Here is a 21,608-nt window from a genome sequence, read left to right on the forward strand (position 1 = left end):
CTTCCTGCGCGCCCACGGGATGCTGAGCCCGAAGTACGCGCGGCTGCTGCTGCGGCTGGGATGGCTGAAGCTGCGGTTCGGCCGCCGCCTGGTCACGGACGGGATGTGCTTCGTCGGTCCGGGCGTGACGCTCGAGATCAAGCGCGGCGCGCGCCTGGTCCTCGGGCGCTGGTCGTGGATCGGCCACGGCTGCAAGATCCGCGTGCACGAGGGCGAGGTCCGCATCGGGGCCAAGACCGTGCTGGGTCAGGAGTGCACGATCTCCGCCTTCCAGCACGTGGCGATCGGTCGCGAGTGCGTGGTCGCCGACCGGGTGATGCTGATCGACTTCGATCACGGCGTGGTGGACGTGGAGCGGCCGATCCGGCTGCAGGGCATCTACAAGCGCGACGTGCGCGTCGGCCACAACGTCTGGGTCGGCTACGGCGCCTGCTTCTTGCGCGGCGCGACGGTGGGCGACAACAGCGTGATCGGCACCAACACCGTCATCACCAAGGACATCCCGGCCGACGCCGTCGTCGCGGGCGCGCCGGCGCGCGTGCTGCGCATGCGCGAGACGCCCGCGTCGCTGCGCTGGACCTAGCCCTCGTCCAGCGCGTCGCTCAACAGGCGCGCGACCAGCGCCAGCTCTTCGAGGTCCTCGTCGACCAGGCGCCAGCGCTGGGCGATGGCCGGCTCGACGCTGGCCTCGGCAGTCGCGTGGCGGGCCGCGAGCGAGTCATAGAGGGCGGCGCGGTCGTCGCGCAGCAGGGCCAGGAGCGCGTCGCGGCGGCGACCGAGCCACGTCCGGACGAGCGGATCGGCGACGTCGATGGAGCCGTCTTGGGCGGCCTCGAAGATCCGAGCGAGCGCCTCGGCCTCCTCGATGACGTCACGCAGGCAGTCTGCCGCGCCGCGCCCGGAGCCACCGTGGCGCGCAGCAAGGACGAGCCGCTCCCCAGCGGGCTCCAGCGCGTGCTCGGCGAGCGACGCGAGAATTTGCCGCTCGTCAACCGCGAGCGGTACGGGCTGCGCATGCACGCCGGCCATCCGCACATCATCGTCATCGCGCGGACAGAACGACGCGAAATGTCACTCGTGCCCGAACGAATTTTCACGGAACGAGCAGCATCGAAGCGTCTGCAAAGGGTGCGAGACCGCGTAGCGCCGGATTCTGGGTGCTAGGCGCGGCGAGCGCGGCCTGCAGCGCCGCGAGATGTCCGGCGGCGCGTTCACGCGGATATGGGCCAGAGATGTCCCGGGTAACCAGGAAGGCCCAGTCACTGGATTGCAGCGCCAGAAGCTCACGGATCGCGCGGGCGTCGGCACCGTCGCAGACGGCCGCGGCGACCGTGCGCAGCTCCGCCGCCCGCGCGGCGAAGGCCAGATCGGCGACCTGCGGGCCATCCCACGTCCACAACGTCCGCGGCGTGCCCCAGCTCGTGGTCGGCAGCGCGTCGGGCGCGGCCACCACGGGCGTGTCGTGCAGCGCATCGTCGAGGCCGATGATCTCCAGGCCGACCCGTGGCGCCGCATCGAGCACCGCGGCCAGCCAGTCCAGCCCCTCGTACCAGTGGTGGCCGAGCAGCTCGGTGTCCAGCGCACAGACCGAGAGGCCGCCGCCGGCGACCCGCTCGGCGACCCGCGTGACGAAGTCCTGGGCGTCGATCGTCGCCTGCTCGCGCGCGCGGTCGCGGTCATAGACGGCGCCGTCGTTGGCCCATGGATGGTGGTGGTGGACGCTCTTGCGGTGCGAGTCGCGGTAGGCGGCGGCGGCGGGGTAGCCGCCGTCGCTCCACACCAACTCGATCGCGGCGCGGTCGATCGGGACCAGCAGCGGGCCATCGCTGGTCGCCAGCGGCGTCCGCGCGCCGGGCAGGACGTCGGTGAGGTCGACGCAGGTCGCGTGCACGCCGGCCTCCTCCAGCAGCGGATGCAGCCACGGCGCGTGGCCGCACTCGGGCAGCCAGAGCCCGCCGCGCCACGGTGGCGCACCGGCCGCGGCGCCGCGTGCGCGGTGGGCCTCGATCCCGGCGCGCAGCTGGAGTCGGACGCCGCCGTCGGTCGCGATCAGCGGCAGCACGGCGTGGGTCGCGCTCGAGGTCCAGGCGGTGTGGCGCGCCAAGCCGCGGGCCAGACCACCGTCGCCGAGCGCGTCGAGGCGGTCGGCGGCGCGCGCGTAGTCGGCGCCGGCGCGTTCGATCTCGGCGGCTAGCACGGGCTCGCCGCCGGCGCGACAGCCGTCGGCATCGAGCGCGTGGGTGGTGACGCGCAGGTCGCGCAGGAAGCTGAGCAGGCGCTCGTGGACGCCGGGCGCGGCGAGCTGGTCGGCGAGGACCGGCGTCACCGAGAGCGTGACCTGCGCCTCGCGGGCGTCCAACAACTCCAACAACGGCACGTAGACCGTCGCCGCCGCCTCAAAGAGCCACTCCTCGCCGAACGGCCACGTCCCGAAGCCCTCCACATAGGGCATGTGCGAGTGCAGGACGATCGCGAGGCGACCGCTCCCGCCGCTCATGGTCGGCAGACAGCCACGAAGTCCAGCGCGCGCTCCAGCGGCCGGTCGGCCGTGAGCGTGAAGTCCGCGACAGAGATCGCCGGCGTGAACCAGTTGTAGAAGGGCTTGGTGAGGCGCAGGCCCTTGTGGACGTCATCCCAGCGCAGCTTCTTGATGGCGAACTCGTGGACCGCGAGCTTGCGCGCGTGAAACAACCCGTACACCTCGACCGATGAGAAGTGCGCGGCGCAGAGCGCGTGGAACTCCTCGGGCCGGTACTCCTTGACGTGCCATGGGTTGCCGGACTTCTCGGCGCCCTCGGGCGCGAGCGTCAGCACGTTGGGCGTCGACACGTACACCGCAGGAGCGCCGCTGTCGGCCGTCAGCGCCTTGAAGCGTTCCAGGATCTCGTCCGGGTTCTGGACGTGCTCAATCGTCTGCAGGAAGACGACGGCGTCGGCCGGCTCGGCGAACGTCTCGACGAGATCGCGTGCGAAACGCACTGTTGGCGACGAGTAGCGCAGCCGCGCATGCTCGTGGGCCGCCGGGTTGGCGTCGACGCCGACGACCTCCGCCGCCTGCCCGGCCAGCACGCTGCTGCCATAGCCCTCGCCGCAGGCCATGTCGATGACCTTCAGGCCGCCGACCCGCTCGCGGATCCACTCGTAGACGATCAGGTGGCGCTGGTACCAGTAGTTCTCCTCGGGCACGTCGGGCAGCGTGCGCTCGCCGGTGAGCGCCAGCGGTGGAACGCCATCGGGCTGGTCGCGCTGGAGGTAGAGCTGGGGCGTGGTCGGCTCGGAAGTCTGGTCAGGCATGGACGAGGCGGGCACGCTACAGGTGCCCGCCTCGCCACCGGCTTCAGCCGCGGCGCAGCGCGATCCGGTGCACCATGGGCACGCGGTTGCGCGCCGGGCGGACCGCGACGACCGCGTGCAGGATCAGGCCGCTGTTGAGCAGCTTGACGACGCCGGGCGCCAGCGAGACGGTCACGCGCCGGCGGCCTTGTGCGGGAACGTTCAGGCTCGCGGTGCCGATGGTGACCATCCGCACCCGCGAGCGGGCGGCGGCACGAGCCGCCTCGGCGCCGGCGTGCAGCTGCTCCCAGCGCACGGTCAGCTGGACGGTGACCCAGCCGCAGGAGCCCTCGGCCTTGTGGCAGAGGACGTCGCCCAGGTTGATGGACTTGCCGTCAGGGCCGACACCGCTGCGATCGAAGCCGCGGAACTCGAGCATCCGCGTGCGCACCGACGCCGTGGTGGTGGCGCCGGCGCCCGCGATGTCGGCGTCGGCGTCGGCGTCCTGGCCGACGTCCGGCGTGGCCTTCGCGCTGGCCGGCGCGGTCACGTTCACGGTCCCCTGCGCGGTGCGCACCTGGCCGCCGACGGTGGCGGTCAGCGTCACGGCGTAAGCGCCGGGCGCGGTCGCGGACGGCACGGCGACCGTGACCGTCGCGTCCTGGAAGCCGGGCGCAGCGGGCGTCAGCACCGCCGGCGACGGCGAGACCGCCGCACCGGGCATTCCGGTGCTCGCGCTGAGCGCAAACGACGGGCCGGGGTCGCCGACGTAGCGCAGCGTGAAGGGAACCTTGGCCTTCTCGCCAGCCACGACGCTCGCCTCGCCGCCGGAGCCGCGCAGGTCCTTCAGCGCCAGCGCGCCGCCCGGCGACGTGCGTCCGCAGAGCGTCGTCGGCACGAGCGGCAGGCCGTGGTCGTTGGTCTCCAAGCCCTCGAGGTCGACGCCGTAGAGCTGGGGGTAGGGAAAGCCGCGGTACTCCTGGCAGTCGACCGGGCGCGAGTCGAGCAGTTGCAGGCCGAAGCTCTCGCTGCCGGTCGCGTCCAGCCCGTTGGGGTCGACGCCGTCGTAGAGCGACTCCGGGTAGGCCATGCGCATGCCGCCGAGCACCGCGTGGGCGAAGGTCGCGGGGGCCGGCAGGCCGCCGTCGCCGCGGGCGGGCGTGAAGTCGGCGGCCACCGACCAGTCGCCGTTGCCGTCGGTCGCCGGAGGCGTGTCGCTCTCGGCCATGCGCTGAAGGCCGGCGGCCAGTTCCGGCAGGTCTTCCCCGGGCTCGGCCGCCTGGCCGACGACCGGCGAGATGTAGCCGACCCACTGCTGGCCGGCGGGCGCCGGGCGCGTGTGCTGCAGCGTCTCGTCGAGGCTGGGCTTGCGCGTCAGCGTGACGGTGGTGGCGTCAAAGCCGGAGGGCAGCGTCGCCGTCGCCGTGGCCGGCGCCTTGGCGCTGTCGGGCACGAGGAAGGCGCCGAAGAACTGGACGCCGCCGTTGTCGGCGAAGCCCTGGGTGAAGCCGGCCTGGTGGGGCCGGGAGTCGCAGACGCCGTCGCCGTTGGCGGGGATCGCGAGGCTGCGACTGAACGAGTCGCCGGCACCCGTGATCGCATCGACGTCGTCGTCGAGGCAGAGCGCGGCGCCGACGTGCACGACGTCGCCGATGACGTCCTGCTGGGCGGCGTGCTCATCGCGCACCGAGTAGCCGTTGAGGCCGGCGCAGCCCGTGAGGCCGGCAGCGGCCAGCGCGACGGCGAACGCCGCGCGGATCTTCCCTGACATCGAATCCCCTGCTGTCGTGCTGAGCGCCGCGGACGTCCGTGCCGCGGCGGTTCCCTGTCCCGGCCAACACGGTGGAGCACGGATCGCGTTCTCTCCATCGTCCATTCGTCCGGAGGATGTCAAGCGCCTCAAGCTTCCAATCTGGCCACTCTCTGGACACCCCGCCCGCGGCGGCTCGTCGCTAGCATGCCGCGGCCTATGAGCCCCGCCCCTGCCACCGCGGAGGAGATCCGCGACGTCAACACCCGCTACCACGACGGCGCCGCGGCCGACTACGACGCCAAGTGGGGCATCGACTTCGGCGAGATCGGCCGGACGCAGGTGCTGGGCAAGCTGCGCAAGGCGCTGGGCGGCGACCTGCGCTCGTTTGACCGCAGCCTGGAGCTCGGCGCGGGCACGGGCTACTTCTCGCTCAACCTGCTGCAGGCGGGCGTGATCACCGACGCGACCTGCACCGACATCTCCCAGGGCATGGTCGATGCGCTGGAGCGCAACGCGACGGCGCTGGGCCTGGATGTCGATGCGCGCATCGCCGACGCCGAGGCGCTGCCGTTCGAGGATGCGAGCTTTGACCTCGTCCTCGGGCATGCGGTCCTGCACCACCTGCCGGATCTGGACCAGGCGTGGCGGGAGATCCACCGCGTGCTGGCGCCCGGCGGCGTCGCGGTCTTCGCGGGCGAGCCGTCGCACCACGGCGATCGCATCGCCAACGTGCCCAAGCGGGCGGCCTCGCGCGTCGCGCCGGCGTGGCGGCGCGCCATGCGCGCGCGGCCGGCGTCGGAGGGCAACCTCGACGGCGGCGCCGAGAACCACCAGCTGGAGTCGATGGTCGACGTCCACGCCTTCACGCCCGAGCAGCTGGCCTCCGGCGCCCGCGCCGCCGCCTTCGGCGACGTCCGCGTGCGTGGCGAGGAGCTGCTGGCCAACTGGTTCGGCTGGGCCAACCGCGCGCTGGAGGCGACCGCGGACCCCGAGACGGTGCCGTGGGCGTGGAAGATGTACGCCTTCCGTGGGTACGTTGGCCTCCAACACGTCGACCGCGTGCTGCTCGAGCCGCGACTGCCGTCGGCGATCTTCTACAACTTGATGATCACGGCGCAAAAGTAGCGCGCGCGGCGGCGCCGGCGATCAGCGGCCGGCCGCTGCGCCGTAGCGCCGCTTGGCGACCTCGCGCTCGTGGGCGTGGTCGACGATCGGCGCCGGGTAGTCGGTGCCGATCACGCAGCCCGCCGCTGCCTGTTCGCTATCGCTCATCGTCCACGGCTCGGCGAGCTTGCCGTCGGGGACATTGGCCAGCTCGGGCACCCAGGTGCGGACGTAGCGGCCGTCGGGATCGAACTTGCGCTGTTGGGTCATGGGGTTGAAGAGGCGCCGGAAGTACGGCGCGGGGTCGGCGCCGACCGAGGCGATCCACTGCCAGTTGCCGTTGTTCTGCGCGGGCTCGCCGTCGAGCAGCAGGCGCGCGAAGTGGCGCTCGCCCTCGCGCCAGTCGATGTGCAGGTCCTTGGTCAAAAACGAGCCGACGACCAGCCGCGCGCGGTTGTGCATCCAGCCAGTGCGAGCAAGCTGGCGCATCCCGGCGTCAACCAGCGGATAGCCGGTCTGCCCGTCCTTCCACGCCGCCAGCGCCTCGGCGTCGTCGGCCCAGCGCAGGCTGCCGCGATAGCGCTCCTGGAACTCCTGCCCGACGTTCTTGGGGTACATGAGCAGCTGATGGGCGTAGAAGTCGCGCCAGCCGAGCTGACGGACGAAGGCCGCGGCGCCGGCGCCGCCGTGACGCTGCGCGCGCTCCTCGCACTCGCGTGCCGACAGGCAACCCCAGCGCAGGTAGGGCGAGAGCACCGAGGTGCCGGGATCCGAGAGCGCGTCGTGGCGCTCGGCGTAGCGGTCAAGGGCGCTGCGCAGCCAGCGCTCCAGCGCGGCGCGAGCCGCGGCCTCCCCGGGCTCGACGACCGGTTCGGGGACCTCGGAGTTGTTGATGTTCAATGCCTCGGCCGACGGCAGCCGGCCCGTGCGTAACGACGACGGCAGCGGCGGGAGCGCGGTCGGCGCGCGGTGCACGGGCCGGCGCTCCACCTCCGCGATCGCGCGCCAGAACGGCGTGAAGACCGCATAGGGCTTGCCGCCTTGGGTCCGCGGCCGCGAGGGATCGACGAGGTAGCCGCCGCCGTGCGGCTGGGCCTCGATGGCGGCGTCGCGCAACGCCTCGGTGACGCGCCGGTCGCGTCGCCGTGCGTAGGGCGCGACGTCGCTGGTCCAGAGCACGGTCTGGGCGCCCGTCTCCTGCGCTACTGCGACGACCTCCTGCTCCGGTGCACCGTGGCGAATCACCAGCCCAGAGCCGAGCGCGCGCAGATCCTCGTCGAGCGTGTGCAGGCAGCCGAGGAGAAAGCGCGCCCGCGCCGGACTGGCGTAACGCCCGTGCAAGAGCTTGTCGTCGAGCACGTAGAGCGGGATGGTGCGCTCGTGGTCGGCAAGGGCCGCGACGAGCGCCGGGTGATCGTGCAGGCGCAGATCACGGCGAAACCAAACGACGGCGGTGGCGCTCATCTCTCGCTCATACGGCGCACCGCCGCACGCGGCTCAACCTACAATCGGCACATGGGTGAGCAACGACCGGACTTCCCGCTCTTCCCGCTGGGCATCGTCGCGGTGCCGCACGAGATCGTGCCGCTGCACATCTTCGAGGAGCGCTACAAGGCGATGATCGACGACTGCCTCGACGACGGGCGCGAGTTCGGGATCGTGTGGGACGCCGACGACGGGCTGAAGGCCAACGGCTGCGCGATGGAGGTCACCGAGGTGCTGGAGCGCCATGAGGACGGCGGGCTGGACATCCTCACGCGCGGCACGCGCCCCTTCCGGATCCTCGAGGAGCACTTCGACCACGTCTATCCCGCCGGTGCGATCGAGTTCCTCGACGACCTGCCCGAGCCAACTGACGCACCGATCGTCGACGCGGCACACGAGGCCTACGGCAGCCTCGTCGAGGAAGCCACCGACAAGATCCTTGAACCTGAGCTGCTGGAGCCCCTGACCGCCTACGAGATGGCCGCGACCGTCGACTTCGGACCCGACGCCAAGCAGGGGCTGCTCGACCTGCGCTCCGAGAACGCGCGCCTCGCACTGCTCACCCGTCTCTTCCGCGCCGCGGTCAAGCGGCTGGACTTCATCGAACGCGCGCAGGCTCGCGCTCGGTCAAACGGGAAGGTCCGCTTCGGTTAAGCGAGCCTCGGGCGCGGGCTCGGTCAAACGGGAAGGTTCGCTTCGGCTGAGGACCTCCGCCTCCGCCCGCCCCGGCAGGCGGCCCGAGGCCGCCAGCCACGAGCCCGCGAGGATCAGCACGAGGCCGCCGATCGTGCCGAACGTCAGCTCCTCACCGAGCAGGACGACGCCGTAGATCACTGCGAACGCCGGCGCCACGTAGGCGACGACCGACGCGCGCGCCGGGCCGACCTCGGCGATCGAGGTGTAGAAGAACAGGAACGCCAGGCCGGTGCCGCCCGCACCAAGCGCGAGCATCGACAGGATCGCGTTGGCGCCCGGGCTGTGGGTCGGCAGGGAGAGCACGGCGACCGGCAGCCAGGCGACCGCGCTGATGACGAGGTTGGAGGCCGCGACGCCGACCGGCGGCACACCGGTGAAGCCGCGCTTGACGATCAGGACCGCGACGGCGTAGCAGGCGCCCGCGCCGACGACCATCAGGCCGCCGAGCAGCGTCTCGGCATCCCCGCTGAGATCGACGCCGAAGAGCAGCACGACGCCGACCATCCCGAGCACGACGCCGAACAGTCCCCAGCCGTGCGACCGCTCGGCCGGGTCGAACTTCACGGCCAGCAGCGCGACGAACAGCGGCGCGGTCGCCACCAGGATGCCGGCCAGTGCCGAGGGCACGTGGTTCTCGCCGAAGGTGATCAGCCCGAACGGGACGATGACCTGCGCGGCGGCCAGGGCCAGCGCCCAGCCGCGGCGGGCCATGATCATCGGCACCGCGCCGGAGCGGATCGCCAGCGGCGCCAGCACGGCCGCCCCGAGGATCGTCCGCGCGCAGATGATGAAGCCCTCGGACAACCCGCCGTCGAGCGCGACCTTGATGAACATGTACGACGCGCCCCACAGCGCGGCGGTGAACGAGAGCGAGAGCCAGGCGCGCGGGGTCACCGATCGAGTGTGCCACGTCCCCGCACCAGCGAAGATGATGATGTCTTGCCGTTGCCATCAGCGGGGCTGATGGCCTGACGTGCGCTCAGCGCGGGAGGCCGCAGGCGCCGCGGGCGACGTCGCGCGTCAGCTGCGCCAAGCGATAGAAGGTCTGCGGCTGATGGGCCGAGGTGTCGCTGAAGACGACCGTGCCCATCTCGCTGCGCACGCGATAGCTCAACGTCGTGATGTCGCCCGGCGGCAGGTTGATGTGCTTGGCCGCGAGACCGATCTTGTTCTCGTCGTCGTTCTTGTCGCCGTCGAGCTCGCGGCGGATCTCGCGGGCGGTGATCAGCTGCGCGGAGGTGATCTCCCGGCGCTTGCCGCCGTTGCAGTAAGCGCCGCCGTCGTCGCTGATGCGCAAGGTCAGGCGCGCGCCGGCGATCGAGCCGGTGCGCTGGACGAGGAAGAGGTCGACGGGCGCTGGTCCGCTGCAGCCGGCCAGCGTGGCGGCGGCAACAACGGCGAGGAGAACCACGAGGCGGCGGAACGGCATGCAGCGGCCATCCTGTCGCAGCGGCGTCACGCCCGTGCCGACGCCCCGCCGCGGCGCGGGTCGCCGGCGCCCGACAGGCGGCCGGTCGCACGGTCGCGCTCCACAGCCTGGGCGCCGCCGAAGAAGAGGTTGCGGGCGCGAAACGGCGCCAGCGTCCGGCCGCCGGCGTCGAGCCCCGTCAGGTCGATCCCCGGCTCGGCGTAGACGGTCTCGCCCTCCAGATGCAGCCGCGGCGCCTCGACGGCTGCGCGCGCGTCGAGGCCGTGGTCGACGACGCCGACGATCGTCTGCAGGATCGCCGAGCGGATCCGGTTGGAGCCCGCGCTGCCGAGCACCAACTCGACCTCGCCGCCCACGCCGAGGACGACCGTCGGCGCCATCATCGACGGCATCCGCCGGCCCGGCGGCGCGGTGAAGAAGCCCAGCGGGCTGAGGTCCTCCTCGCCCATCACGTTGTTGAGGTGGATGCCTGTGCCTGCGACGACGAGGCCGGAGCCCTCGCCGTTGGTGCACGTCACCGCGCACGCGCCGCCGTCGCCGTCGAGTACCGACACGTGCGTCGTCGAGCCCAGCCGGGAGTCGAACTCCGGCGTCCGCGCGGCCTGCGCGCAGGCCATCGCGTCCAGCAGCGACGCGGGCGTGACGTCCTGGCCGTCGAGCCGCGCCAGCGCGATCGCCAGCAGCGTCCCGCCGGCCGACGGCGGCGGGTTGGTCACGACCGTGCGGTCGCGGTAGGCGACGCGCGCCGGCGCCCGTGCGATCGGCGCGTAGCCGGCGATGTCGGCCGCCGTCAGCGTCCCGCCCCGGCGCGCGACGCAGTCCACGGCGGCCGCCGCGAGATCGCCGTCCACGAACGGCGCCGCGCCCTCCACACCAAAGCGCAGGATCGTGTCAGCCAGCTCGGCCGAGCGGAAGCGCTCGCCGGCGCGCAGCGCGCGGCCGTCCGGCGCGAAGAGCGCGGCGGCCTCGGGCGTGGAGAGCAGGATCCCCTCGAGGATCTCGAAGACGTAGGCCTGGGCCTCGTTGAGCACGACGCCCTCGCGCGCCAGCGCCGCGGCCGGCGCGGCGAGGTCGGCCAGCGGCAGCGTCCCCCAGCGCCGCGCCGCCTCCTCCAAGCCCACCGGCGTCCCCGGCACCCCGCACGACGCGGCGCCGACGTGGAAGGTCTGCATCGCGTCCCCGAACGAGACGTCGATCGGCAGCAGCGGCGCGCGCTCGCCGTCCGACGGCGCGGCGACGAAGAAGTCCAGCAGCGTCGGCTCCTGACCAGGCCCGGCGACCAGCAGGTAGCCGCCCGCGCCAGGCCCCGTCAGCAGCGGCTCGGCCGTCCACGACGCCAGGCACGCCGCGATCGCCGCGTCGACCGCGTTGCCGCCCGCGCGCAGCACGGCAGCGCCCGCCTCGGCGGACACCGGGTGCCCGGCAGCGACGATCCCCTCCATCTGCCCAGATCCTGACACCAAGCCCGGATTCCCGGTCTTGCTGCCGACCTGCGGCAGTCCTCCACCCCTGGACCATCCGATCGGTGGATGGCCCGGTGCACCACTTCGGTGCGAAATGGGAGACGTGCTCCTGCGCGTCGTGATCGCCGACGACCACGAGACCTACCGCCGGGGCCTGGCGCGGGCCATCCGGCGCTTCGGCACGCTCGAGCTCGTCGGCGAGGCCGCCGACGGCACCCAGGCGCTGGCGCTCATCCGCGAGGCCTCGCCCGACATCGCCCTGCTCGACGTCCGGATGCCCGGCCTCGACGGCCTCGAGGTCGCCCGGCGGCTGCGCGAGCTCGGCGGAACGACGGTCGTCCTGCTGACCGGCAGCTCCACCGACGAGCTGACCGCGGCAGCCGAGGCCGCGGGCGTGCAGGCGCTGCTGAGCAAGGACCTGGCCCGCGACGACATCTGCCGTCGCTTGCTCGCTTTGCGTTGAGCAGTTATAAGGCGGCATGAGCCGTGTGCGGGTGTTCGTCGCCGACGACCACCCCATGTACCGGGAGGGACTGGTCCGGGCGATCAAGGAGCGCCCCGACCTGGAGCTCGTCGGCGAGTGCGCCGACGGTCGCACCGCGCTGCCCGAGATCCGCCGCCTCACCCCCGACGTCGCCGTGCTCGACGTCCGGATGCCGGGCCTGACCGGCACCGAGGTCCTCAACGCGATCGCCCGCGAGCGGATCACCACGCGCGTCGTCTTCCTGTCGGCCCACGTCGACTCAGAGCTCGTCTACCGCGCGGTGGCGCTCGGCGCCGCGGCCTACCTGTCCAAGGAGGCCGATCGCGCGACGATCTTTGACGCGGTCGCCGCTGTGGCCCGCGGCCAGACGGTCCTCTCGCCGGAGATCCAATCGGGCCTGGCCGCCCAGATCCAGCTGCGCGAGACCGAGAGCCGTCCGGTCCTCAGCCCGCGCGAGCAGGAGGTGCTGCGGCTGATCGCCGAGGGCGGCTCGGCGCCGGAGATCGCCCGCCAGCTGCACCTCAGCCCGTCCACCGTCAAGACACACCTTCAGTCGCTCTACGAGAAGCTCGGCGTGTCCGACCGTGCGGCGGCAGTCGCTGCCGCGATGCGGGCAGGGCTCCTGGAATGAGCGGCATCGAGGAGCGCCACGCCCAGCGGCTGTTCACGTTGAGCCGGGACCTGCTGATCGTGGTCGACCCCGACCGCCGCATCGTCAGCGTCAACCCCAGCTGGGAGCGCGTGCTCGGCTACCGCTCTGAGCAGCTGATCGGTCGCGTGGTCTCCGAGCTGCTGCATCCCGGCGACACCGACTGCACGGCCAAGGCGATCGAGGCGATCGCCGACCAGGACCCGTCGGCGCAGGTCGAGAACCGCTACCGCCACGCCGACGGCCACTGGGTCTGGCTGCGCTGGACGACGGCGCGCGACGAGCGCGACGGCTACTTCTACGGCGTCGCGCGCGACGTCACCGCGCAACATCAGGACCTCACCGAGCTGCGTGAGAGCGAGCGCCGCCTCGCCGAGGCCGAGCGCCTGGCGGGGCTCGGCAGCTTCGAGTGGCGGCTGTCGGACTCGTCGCTGACCTGGTCGCTGGGCACCTACCGGCTGTTCGGCATCGACCCCAGCGAGCCGCCGATCAACGATGAGCGCTTCTGGGCGTTGATGACTCCGGCCGAGGCCGAGCATGCCGGCGCCGTGTTGGGTCGCGCGGCCGAGGATCTCGAGCCGTGGGAGCTCGAGTACAGCATCCCGGGCCCCGAGGGCGGGCGCCGGCGGGTGCTGCTCAGCCACGGCGAGGCTTATCAAGACGGTGGCGAGGATCACATCCGCGGCACGATCCAGGACGTCACCCAAGAGCGCCTGATCACCCGCCAGCAGCAGGCGATCGCCCGCCTCGGGCAGCTCGCGCTCGCGGGCTCTGACCTTCAACACCTCTTCGACGACGTCTGCCGCGTCGCGGTCGACCTGCTCGGCACCGACATGGCCACCATCCTGGCCCTGGAAGACGATGGGAGCATGACCTTCGCGGCGAGCCTCGGCTTCGGCGAGGTCTCGGGCACCGCGCTGCCGCCCGCCGCGGACTCGATCGTCCACCATGCGCTGACCGCCCACGGCCCGCTGGTGGTCGCCGACTGGCTGCAGGAGACGCGCTTCCCGTACTCGGCTCCGCTGCGCGAGGCCGGTGTGCGCTGCTCCGTCGTCCTGCCGATCCGTGGCCGCGAGGGTCCCTTCGGGGTGCTCACCACGCACGCGCTCGCCCCCGGCGTCGCCGCGCTCGATCAGCGCGTCGCGTTCCTCGACGCGCTGGCCTCCTTCTTGGCCACGGCGATCGACCGGCTGCACCACGAGGCAGAGATCGAAGCCCTGGCGACCCTGCGCGGGCGGCTGGTCGCCGAGAACCTCGAGGCCGAGGAGCGCGTGCGCCAGCGCATCTCCGAAGCGCTGCACGACGGCGCGCTGCAGGATCTGCTCGCCGCCCGCCAGGATCTCGTCGAGGCGGCGGCAACCAGCGAGGACACCGCGCGGGAAGAGATGCTCAGCTACGCCCGCGAGGGCGTCGAGCGGGCCGTCGCGCTGCTGCGCGAGGCCGTCCACGCGCTGCACCCCGTGGTCCTCCAGCACGGCGGGCTGGAGGCGGCGATGCAGGCGGCCGCCGACCAGGCGGCGCGCCAGGGCAACTTCCGCGCCGAGGTCACCGTCGACGCGACCGCGACCGGCCTGCGCGATGAGCTCGTCATGTCGCTCGCCCGTGAGCTGCTGACCAACTGCGCCAAGCACGCACAGGCCCACATCGTTCGGGTCCGCGTGGCCGGCGAGAACGGCGACGTCCTGCTCGAGGTGGCCGACGACGGGCGCGGCATCGACGCCGCCGACGTCGCCGCCGCACCACTGCACGGGCACATCGGGCTCGCTTCGCTCACCCAGCGCGTCGAGGCCGTCGGCGGCAGCCTGGACCTCGGCAGCGCACCGGGCGGAGGAGGGACGACCGTCGTGGTCCGCCTCCCGATCGACTGACCCTCACGCTCCTCCGATCGGTGGAGGTCGATGTGCGGCGGCGGACCGCCTGCTTTGCCGATGGTCACGACGGCGACCATCGGTGAGCATTCGTGCATGTCCTCCTCCTCCGATCGCCCCAGACCCTGGCGTCGGCTCACCGCGCTTTCCCCACGCGCCCGCCGCCGCATCCACAACGCATCCGTCATCGCTCCGTCACCCTCTTCGACGCTCCTGCGCCAGCTCGATGTCGCCGGACACGGCGCGCTCATCGACGACCTCACCGGCCTGGCCAACCGCCGCGCGCTGCACCGCCGCTTGGAAGCGGCCCTCGCCGAGCCCGACGCGCGCGCCGCCCTGCTGCTCCTCGACATCGACGCCTTCAAGGACGTCAACGACACCCTCGGCCACGACGCCGGCGACGCCGTCCTGCGGCAGGTCGGCCTGCGCCTCGAGCATGTCGCGATCGAGGCCGACCTGCTGGCCCGCGTCGGCAGCGACGAGTTCGCCGTCCTGCTGACCGGCAGCCAGGCCGACGATGCCGTGGCGGTCGGGCGCCGGCTGCGCACGCTGCTGGAGACGCCGCTGGAGGTCGCCGGGCTCGGCATCCGCCTCGGCATGAACATCGGCATCGCGATGGCGCCACGCCACGCCACCGACGCGACCGGGCTCGCGCGCCGCGCCGACGTCGCGATGCACCTCGCCAAAGCCCAACGCACGAGCATCGAGGTCTACGCGCCGGAGCGCGACCTCCACTCCCCCACGCGCCTGACGCTCACCGCCGACCTGCACGCCGCGTTCGCCGATGAGCAGCTGGAGGTCCACTTCCAGCCGCAGATCGACACCTACACCGGCATCGTCCGCGGCGCTGAGGCGCTGGTGCGCTGGCGCCATCCCCAACACGGGCTGATGCCGCCCGCCGCGTTCCTGGGGCTCGCCGAACGCGCCGGGCTGATGGGCCCGCTGGCGCTCCTCGTGCTTGCGGATGCGATCGAACGCTGCGCGCAGTGGCGCGCCGCCGGCCACATGCTCACGGTCGCGGTCAACCTGTCGGTCACCAACCTGATGGACCCCGACCTGCCGACCGAGGTCGCGGCGCTGCTGCGCCAGAGCGGCCTGGAAGCGCACCACCTCGAGCTGGAGATCACCGAGGACATCGTCATGGCCGACGCGGTCGGGCCGATCGGCGTGCTGCACGAGCTCAAAGAGCTCGGCGTCCGCCTCTCCCTCGACGACTTCGGCACCGGCTACTCGTCGCTGACCTACCTCAAGCACCTGGCCGTCGACGCCCTGAAGATCGACGGCTCGTTCGTGCGCGACATGGCCGACTCCCACGAGGACGCGGCGATCGTCGGGTCGATCGTGGCGCTCGCCCACGCGCTCGATCTCACGGTCGTCGCCGAGGGCGTCTCCTCACAACAGGCCTACTACGCGGTGCGTGACGCGGGGTGTGACATCGCCCAGGGCTTCGAGCTGGGCCGCCCGATGACGGCCGCGAGCTTCGGCGACTGGCTGATCGAGCGCGCCGCGAGCTCGGCGGCATAGAACGACCGAGGGCCCGCGATCGGCGCGGGCCCTCGAGGTGCTGCGAACCGCGGTCGTCCCCTAACGACGCGGCAGGAACTCCGGGACGTCGAGGTCGGAGACGACGCCGCCGCGGCGGACCGAGATCGGCTCGCGTTGAGAAGCCACGGGCGATGGGGTCCTGCGCTCGATGCGCGGCTCGCCGGTGCCCTTGGGCTCCTCGATCCGCGGCTCAGACCGGCGCTTGGGCGCGTTGCCGTAGCGCGTGGCCACGACCGTCACCCAGACCTGGTCCTCGAGCTTCTCGTCCACCATCGCGCCGAAGATGATGTTCGCGTCCGGGTGGGCGGCGGCGGCGACGGCCTTGGCCGCCTCGTTGACCTCCCACAGCGACAGGTCCTTGCCGCCGGTGATCGAGAGCAGGATCGAGCGGGCGCCCTCCATGCTCGTCTCCAGCAGCGGTGAGGACACGGCCTGCTCGGCCGCCTCCAGCGCGCGCTTGTCGCCCACGCCCATGCCGATGCCCAACAGCGCCGCGCCGGCCTCGGACATGATCGTCCGCACGTCGGCGAAGTCGAGGTTGATGATGCCCGGGAGCGTCACCAGGTCCGACACGCCCTGCACGCCCTGGCGCAGCACGTCGTCGGCGACGCGGAAGGCGTCGACCATCGAGGTGTGCTTGTCCAGCACGCTGAGCAGGCGGTTGTTGGGGACGACGATGAGCGTGTCGACCTCGGCGTGCAGCGCCTCGATGCCGACGTCGGCCTGCTGGGCCCGACGGGAGCCCTCAAAGCCGAACGGCTTGGTGACGATGCCGACCGTGAGCGCGCCGATCTCCCGCGCGATGCGGGCGACGATCGGCGCGGCGCCGGTGCCCGTGCCGCCGCCAGAGCCGGCGGCGATGAACACCATGTCGCTGCCCTTCATCAGGGACTTGATGCGGTCGTACTCCTCCATCGCGGCCTGGCGGCCGAGATCAGGATTGGAGCCGGCGCCGAGCCCACGCGTGACCTGCGGGCCGATGTGCAGCGTGATGTCGGCGGTCGACTGCTGCAGCGACTGCAGGTCGGTGTTGATGGCCAGGAACTCGACGCCCTGGACCTCGGCCTCGACCATGCGGTTGACCGCGTTGACGCCGGCACCACCGACGCCGACGACGCGGATGACCGGCGAGCCGGCGACCTTGGCGCCCCAGGGGGATTCGTCGTAGCTCGGTGCGCTGCGGGCGTAGGGGTCAGCGGCCGGTGCAGGCGCGGGCGCCGCCACGGCGCGTCTCGCGCGAGCGGGCTCGGAATCGGCCCGCCCACCCGGGGCGAGGATGTCGTCGGGCAGCTCGGAGCTGAACGCGTTGCGCAGGCGCTCCTGGGCCGACGGGGCGCGCGAAGCCTCTGTCGCCTCGGGCTCCGGATCGGCACCCAGCGACGGATGCGGGTAGCCGGTCTCACGCGGATGCGGCGGGGTCGTCGCGGCCGGACCCTCGTCACGCAGCGGATCGGGCTCGCGACGACGCGCGGCGGCCGGCGTGGCCGGCGGCACGATGGCCTCGGCCGGCGGAGCGGACGAGGCGGCCTGCGGCGTCGTCTTCTCCTCCGGCGCGCTCGCCTGTGGCGTGCTCTCGGCGCCCTCGGGCGCGTCTTCGTCGGTGCGGCGGAAGAGGGCCGCCAACGGGCCCTCCCTCATGCTCGCACGCTTACCGCTGGCCATTGGCGAGAACCTCCGTCGCGAGATCGCGATAGGACTGGGCGGCCACCCCGTCGGGTTCGTACTTCAGGACCGACATGCCCCTGACGGGCGCCTCGGCGAAGCGGATCGTCTTCTTGATCCGCGATGCGAAGACTCGGTCGCCGAAGTTCTCCTCCAGGATCTGGATGGCCTCTTTGGCGTGGACGGTGCGCGTGTCCATCAAGGTGGGCAGGATGCCCTCGATCTGGATCTCCGGGTTGAGGTTCTCCCGGATCATCTGCATCGTGTTCTGCAGCTGGATGAGCCCGCGCATGGAGAGATACTCGCACTGCACGGGGACGATCACCTTGTCGGCAGCCGTCAAGGCGTTGATCGTCAGCAGCCCGAGGCTCGGCGGCGTGTCGATGCAGACGAAGTCGTAGTCGTCCTCGACGAGCTTGAGCGCCTTCTGGAGCGAGCGCTCGCGGCCGATCTGGGTCGACATGGCGATCTCGGCGCCGGCGAGGTCGATCGAGGCGCAGGCGATGTCGATCTCACGCTTGCGGACGACCTCGCGGATCGACGTTTGATGCACGAGCACGTCGTACATCGACTGCTCGACCGTGTCGGGATCGATGCCTTGGGACATGGTCAGGTTGCCCTGAGGGTCCATGTCGATGCACAGAACGCGGTTGCCCTTCTCGGCGAACGCGACGGCGAGGTTGAGCGTCGTCGTCGTCTTGGCGACGCCGCCCTTCTGATTGGCGAAGGCGATGACCTTCATGCTGCGATCTCCCAGTTCACGGAAGGCTCCGTCGTGGTCGGTTCGGGACCCATCGGGGCGGTATTCGCAGCGGGCCGGGCTATTCCTCCCGGTTGCTCGCGCAGTGGGTATCGCCGGCGGGGGCTGAGCAGCGCCGACCGTCGGTTCATAACCCGAAGGTCGCAGGTTCGAATTCTGCCCCCGCTATTCGCGTCAGCGCAGCATTGTCGGCGATATCGAATAGGCCTCGATGGAGCTCTCACCGTCAGCGACGAGCCGGGCCAACGTGATGTCACCGCGTTCGTAGCCGTCGAGAGCCCGTCGACTCGGCTCATCAAGAACGCGCGCTGCTCGCCGCTCATGGCTGAAGGAGCGTCGTCAGGAAGGTCTCGTCATCGGAGTCGACGAGCTCGCACATCACCTCATCGCCTGGCTCGAAGTCCCAACGCTCCGTGCCGCGGTCATTCGGTTGCTCGACGATGCGGAAGCGGTCCCATGCGATCTGCTCGGCCTTGACAGGCCGCCAGACGTCGACGTTCTCGTCAAGCACGCGGACGAAGATCTCGGCCAAAGTCACAGGAGATCCACTGCCCGGTCCTCCGTACTTGAACCCTGGGCCACCGACGTGGATCACCTGGCCCGTGACGTCGTCGATCACTACCGACTGACCGTGTTCGGATGGATTACGCGTAGCCGGATTCCCGGTCGCCTTGTTGACCGCACGAACCTGCTTGCCGGATTGGACGGCCTCGTCGATGGCCTCGGTCGTCCAGTCACGCTTGGCGACGCGAACATGACCGCGCACGTGACGAAAAGCAGCAATGCGAGCGTCCGCATACGAGTCTCACGGCGCGAACCGTCCCCAGGTGACGATCTCGAACTCGTCGCCCGTGGCGAGGTGGTTGCGTTCGACACACACCCCATCGGCGACGTCCCCCGTCGCAAGCATCAGATCTCCGGCGCGTGAAACGAGATAGCTCATCGCCGCGTCGAGCAACACCTGAGCCTGCACTTCCACACCGATGGGCTCAGAATCGACGAGCGCCAGCCACACCATCGTCACACTGCCGGCGACCGAGCGGAGCTCGTCCACTCGGTGACCAACCTCGTCGGCGCGTGCTGCTGACCATCGCTCACGTGCCTCTCCGCCTGCTCGAAGGCGTTCGAGGTAGACGGGCCAAATTTCGTCGGTATCCGTGATGTCAAGCACCCGCGTCTGTGACTCATCGACACCGAGTCCGCGCAAGACGCCGAGGCAGACGTCGGCGGCCTGCCTGTAACGGTTGACGCGTAGACGACGCGCGAGCTCGCTCGGCAACGCGTCACTCACCGACGTGTCCGTAGTTGCCGTCGTCGTAGTACTTCGGCGGACCACCATCGCGGTGGGTGCTCTGGGGCTTCGGGGTACCGACGTGGACGGTGCCGTCTGGATGCTCGACGACGATCTTCCTGCGGCCACCGACGTCGTCTTACTCCCACCATCGGCCGGTCTTGGCTGAACCGCCCTGCGCCACCGGCGAGGAGGATCGGGGAATCTCGCCGATCCGTTTTGCAAGGCCTCGCTTGCCCGCCTGCGAAAGCGCTGTTTCCGGGCCCTTTGCGGCTTGGGTTTCTTTGATGCCGAGGCGTGCGGCGAGTGCGAGTTCGCCTTCGCCATCGGCGAGGCTTCCGACGAATGCGGCGGTGCGGAGGGCTGAGAAGCCCGCGCCGAAGTGGGCGCAGTCGAGGTTGAAGTCCAGCAGTGATGCGGCGAGTTTGGTGCTGTAGCCGCCGGTGAGGCCGTCGAGGGTGCCGGCGGCGGCATCGGAGACCGTGCTCAAGACCGAGAGGCCGGAGGGGTCGGTGGCGTTGGTGGGGTCGTTGTCGGCGTAGGCGTAGGGGTGCAGGGTTGTGTCTTCGAGGGGGTCGCGGCTGAGGAACTGGCCGGTGGCCGGGTCGTAGTACCGGGCGCGGAGGTCTTGCAGGCCGGTCTTGGCGTCGGTGTACTGGCCCGCGAATTGGAACGGGTTTTCGACGGTGGGGGCTGCGCTGGTGCGCTGTCCGTAGGGGTCGTAGGCGTAGGACTGGACGGTCGCGCCGGTGGCCGAGGTCAGTGTGGTGGTGCTGCCCAGTTGGTCGTGGTGGAACCACAGGGCGGTGCCGGCGGCGTCGATCTGTTCCAGCGGCAGGCCGTCAGGGCCGGTGATGTAGGCGGTCGGGCCGTCCTCGATCATCAGCGGCAGATCGCTGGAGATGTCGTAGGCCTGATGGGTGCGCTGGCTGTCGCTTGTCTTGGTCTGACGCAGGCCGTCGCCGTCGTATCCGTACTGCTCGGAGGTCGTCGATGCGGCGCCGCTGCGGTCGGGTCCGTCGTAGGAGAGCAGGTCATCGGCCTGTGACCAGCCGAGGTCGGTCGTCGCGCTGGCCTCGGTCTCGCTGGCCCGGCGACCCTCGTCGTCGTAATCGAAGGTCGCGACGGTGGTGGCGCCCTGGGTGCGGGCGGTGAGTTGGTTGGCGTCGTCGAAGTGCTGTTCGGTCGCCGCGCCCGCTGGTGTGGCGGCGACCGTCAGGTTGTCGGCGTCGTCGTAGTCGTAGGATCGCGAGGCATCCGAGGTGAGGCGGTTGGCTGCGTCGTAGCTGTAGGTGTCGACAGGCGCCGTCGTGGAGGTCACGCGGCGCTCGTCGTCGCGGCCGAGCGTGGCGGTTGCTGCGTTGTCGGTGAGGGTGATGAGGCTGCCGTCGTTGGCATAGGTGTAGCTGGCGTTGACGCCGTTGGGGCGGGTGACGTCGGTCAGCTCACCATCATTGTTGTAGGTGAAGGTCGTGGTGTTGCTGAGCCAGTCAGCGACCGAGGTGAGTTCGCCGTCGGCGTCGTAGGTTCGGTGAACCGTGCCGGTGGTGACATGGGTCGGGCCCGTGCCGCTGCCGACGGTCACAGCCGTGAGCGCGTCGGGGTAGTCGATCGCGGTGACGTGGTCCCAGTCGTCGTAGTGGTAGGTGGTCACCTGTCCTGCGCCTGTTGTCTGGCTGGTCAGGTGTCCGAGATCATCGTGGGTGTAGGTCGTCGTTCCGGTGCCGTCGACCATCGTGGCTCGGAGTCCGCTGTCGTCGTAGGTGAAGCTGACGTCGTCGGTAGTCGGCGAGGAGTAGTCGATCGTGGTGAGCTGGTTGGCGGCGTCGTAGGCCTGGGTCGTCAGGTGACCGCCGGGATCCTCGATCGAGGTCCGGTTGCCGGCGGCGTCGTAGCCGAAGGTGGTGACGCGATCAAGCGGGTCGGTGACCGTGTGCGGGCGCTGCTGGTGGTCGTAGGTGTAGCTCGTCGTCTTGCCGCGTCCGTCGGTGCGCGAAGCGACCTGGCCGGTCGAGGTGTAAGAGGTCGACCACGTCGTCCCATCGGGCCGATGATCCGCGATCGGTCGGTTGTTGGCGTCGTAGCTCGTGGTCGTCTCGTGGCCGTTGCGATCGGTGACCGAGGTCCGGTTACCGTCGCCATCGTA

Annotated in this window: 20 protein-coding genes; 7 read left to right on the top strand and 13 right to left on the bottom strand. The window is 71.1% G+C overall.

Annotated elements, in window-relative coordinates; genetic code table 11:
- Positions 1 to 583: acyltransferase (locus VGO10_RS03970; RefSeq protein WP_327465382.1), on the top strand; the 583-nt coding region annotated here is incomplete at its 5' end.
- Here the strand turns inward: VGO10_RS03970 and VGO10_RS03975 are convergent.
- The 4 genes from VGO10_RS03975 to VGO10_RS03990 all read right to left on the bottom strand — a co-directional run bounded on the left by VGO10_RS03975 (position 580) and on the right by VGO10_RS03990 (position 5,044).
- Positions 580 to 1,029 carry a hypothetical protein gene (locus VGO10_RS03975; RefSeq protein WP_327465384.1) on the bottom strand — a complete coding sequence of 150 codons (450 nt, stop codon included), beginning with the start codon at positions 1,027 to 1,029 and terminating at the stop codon, positions 580 to 582. The two genes, VGO10_RS03970 and VGO10_RS03975, sit on opposite strands and share 4 nt — an antisense overlap.
- Before the next feature lie 64 nt (positions 1,030 to 1,093).
- Positions 1,094 to 2,497 carry a 1,4-alpha-glucan branching protein domain-containing protein gene (locus tag VGO10_RS03980; RefSeq protein WP_327465386.1) on the bottom strand — a complete coding sequence of 468 codons (1,404 nt, stop codon included), beginning with the start codon at positions 2,495 to 2,497 and terminating at the stop codon, positions 1,094 to 1,096.
- Positions 2,494 to 3,294, bottom strand: coding sequence for a class I SAM-dependent methyltransferase (locus VGO10_RS03985; protein ID WP_327465388.1), 801 nt, complete (start codon positions 3,292 to 3,294; stop codon positions 2,494 to 2,496). The genes VGO10_RS03980 and VGO10_RS03985 overlap by 4 nt, the downstream gene beginning before the upstream one ends.
- Before the next feature lie 43 nt (positions 3,295 to 3,337).
- Positions 3,338 to 5,044, bottom strand: a complete 1,707-nt coding sequence (locus VGO10_RS03990) for a hypothetical protein (protein ID WP_327465390.1) — start codon at positions 5,042 to 5,044, stop codon at positions 3,338 to 3,340.
- A gap of 198 nt (positions 5,045 to 5,242) precedes the next feature.
- Here VGO10_RS03990 and VGO10_RS03995 point away from each other — a divergent pair, with 198 nt between their 5' ends.
- The gene (locus VGO10_RS03995) at positions 5,243 to 6,151 is read left to right on the top strand and encodes a class I SAM-dependent methyltransferase (RefSeq protein WP_327465392.1); all 909 of its coding nucleotides are present in this window, start codon (positions 5,243 to 5,245) and stop codon (positions 6,149 to 6,151) included.
- 21 nt (positions 6,152 to 6,172) lie between these two features.
- Here the strand turns inward: VGO10_RS03995 and VGO10_RS04000 are convergent, their stop codons facing one another.
- Positions 6,173 to 7,594 (bottom strand): deoxyribodipyrimidine photo-lyase, encoded by a 1,422-nt coding sequence (locus tag VGO10_RS04000; RefSeq protein WP_327465394.1) that lies wholly within the window; start codon positions 7,592 to 7,594, stop codon positions 6,173 to 6,175.
- Between the two features lie 51 nt (positions 7,595 to 7,645).
- Between VGO10_RS04000 and VGO10_RS04005 the strand changes: the two genes are divergently transcribed.
- Positions 7,646 to 8,269, top strand: a complete 624-nt coding sequence (locus VGO10_RS04005) for an LON peptidase substrate-binding domain-containing protein (protein ID WP_327465396.1) — start codon at positions 7,646 to 7,648, stop codon at positions 8,267 to 8,269.
- Here VGO10_RS04005 and VGO10_RS04010 read toward each other — a convergent pair.
- The 3 genes from VGO10_RS04010 to VGO10_RS04020 form a co-directional block, all read right to left on the bottom strand.
- Positions 8,243 to 9,205, bottom strand: a complete 963-nt coding sequence (locus VGO10_RS04010; RefSeq protein ID WP_327465398.1) for a DMT family transporter — start codon at positions 9,203 to 9,205, stop codon at positions 8,243 to 8,245. The genes VGO10_RS04005 and VGO10_RS04010 overlap by 27 nt on opposite strands.
- An 85-nt stretch (positions 9,206 to 9,290) precedes the next feature.
- The gene (locus VGO10_RS04015; protein WP_327465400.1) at positions 9,291 to 9,740 is read right to left on the bottom strand and encodes a hypothetical protein; all 450 of its coding nucleotides are present in this window, start codon (positions 9,738 to 9,740) and stop codon (positions 9,291 to 9,293) included.
- A 26-nt stretch (positions 9,741 to 9,766) separates the two neighbouring features.
- Entirely contained in the window at positions 9,767 to 11,182 is a 1,416-nt protein-coding gene (locus tag VGO10_RS04020) for a gamma-glutamyltransferase (protein ID WP_327465402.1), read from the bottom strand.
- A gap of 124 nt (positions 11,183 to 11,306) precedes the next feature.
- Here VGO10_RS04020 and VGO10_RS04025 point away from each other — a divergent pair, with 124 nt between their 5' ends.
- The 4 genes from VGO10_RS04025 to VGO10_RS04040 all read left to right on the top strand — a co-directional run bounded on the left by VGO10_RS04025 (position 11,307) and on the right by VGO10_RS04040 (position 15,728).
- Entirely contained in the window at positions 11,307 to 11,666 is a 360-nt protein-coding gene (locus VGO10_RS04025; protein WP_327465404.1) for a response regulator transcription factor, read from the top strand.
- Between the two features lie 16 nt (positions 11,667 to 11,682).
- Positions 11,683 to 12,318: a response regulator transcription factor gene (locus VGO10_RS04030; RefSeq protein WP_327465406.1), complete on the top strand. Its 636-nt coding sequence runs from the start codon at positions 11,683 to 11,685 to the stop codon at positions 12,316 to 12,318.
- Positions 12,315 to 14,204 carry a PAS domain S-box protein gene (locus tag VGO10_RS04035; RefSeq protein WP_327465408.1) on the top strand — a complete coding sequence of 630 codons (1,890 nt, stop codon included), beginning with the start codon at positions 12,315 to 12,317 and terminating at the stop codon, positions 14,202 to 14,204. The genes VGO10_RS04030 and VGO10_RS04035 overlap by 4 nt, the downstream gene beginning before the upstream one ends.
- A 96-nt stretch (positions 14,205 to 14,300) precedes the next feature.
- Positions 14,301 to 15,728, top strand: a complete 1,428-nt coding sequence (locus VGO10_RS04040; RefSeq protein ID WP_327465410.1) for a putative bifunctional diguanylate cyclase/phosphodiesterase — start codon at positions 14,301 to 14,303, stop codon at positions 15,726 to 15,728.
- Between the two features lie 60 nt (positions 15,729 to 15,788).
- Here the strand turns inward: VGO10_RS04040 and ftsZ are convergent, their stop codons facing one another.
- From ftsZ to VGO10_RS04065, 5 genes are all read right to left on the bottom strand, one after another.
- Positions 15,789 to 17,387: a cell division protein FtsZ gene (ftsZ, locus tag VGO10_RS04045; protein WP_327465412.1), complete on the bottom strand. Its 1,599-nt coding sequence runs from the start codon at positions 17,385 to 17,387 to the stop codon at positions 15,789 to 15,791.
- A gap of 10 nt (positions 17,388 to 17,397) precedes the next feature.
- Positions 17,398 to 18,153: an AAA family ATPase gene (locus tag VGO10_RS04050; RefSeq protein ID WP_327465414.1), complete on the bottom strand. Its 756-nt coding sequence runs from the start codon at positions 18,151 to 18,153 to the stop codon at positions 17,398 to 17,400.
- A gap of 337 nt (positions 18,154 to 18,490) precedes the next feature.
- Positions 18,491 to 18,937 carry a hypothetical protein gene (locus tag VGO10_RS04055; protein ID WP_327465416.1) on the bottom strand — a complete coding sequence of 149 codons (447 nt, stop codon included), beginning with the start codon at positions 18,935 to 18,937 and terminating at the stop codon, positions 18,491 to 18,493.
- A 39-nt stretch (positions 18,938 to 18,976) separates the two neighbouring features.
- Entirely contained in the window at positions 18,977 to 19,462 is a 486-nt protein-coding gene (locus VGO10_RS04060; RefSeq protein ID WP_327465418.1) for a hypothetical protein, read from the bottom strand.
- Positions 19,463 to 19,601: 139 nt separating this feature from the next.
- Positions 19,602 to 21,197, bottom strand: a complete 1,596-nt coding sequence (locus VGO10_RS04065; protein ID WP_327465420.1) for an RHS repeat-associated core domain-containing protein — start codon at positions 21,195 to 21,197, stop codon at positions 19,602 to 19,604.
- Positions 21,198 to 21,608 lie beyond the last annotated feature (411 nt).

The organism is Baekduia sp. (assembly GCF_035996765.1).
Lineage (GTDB): Bacteria > Actinomycetota > Thermoleophilia > Solirubrobacterales > Solirubrobacteraceae > Baekduia.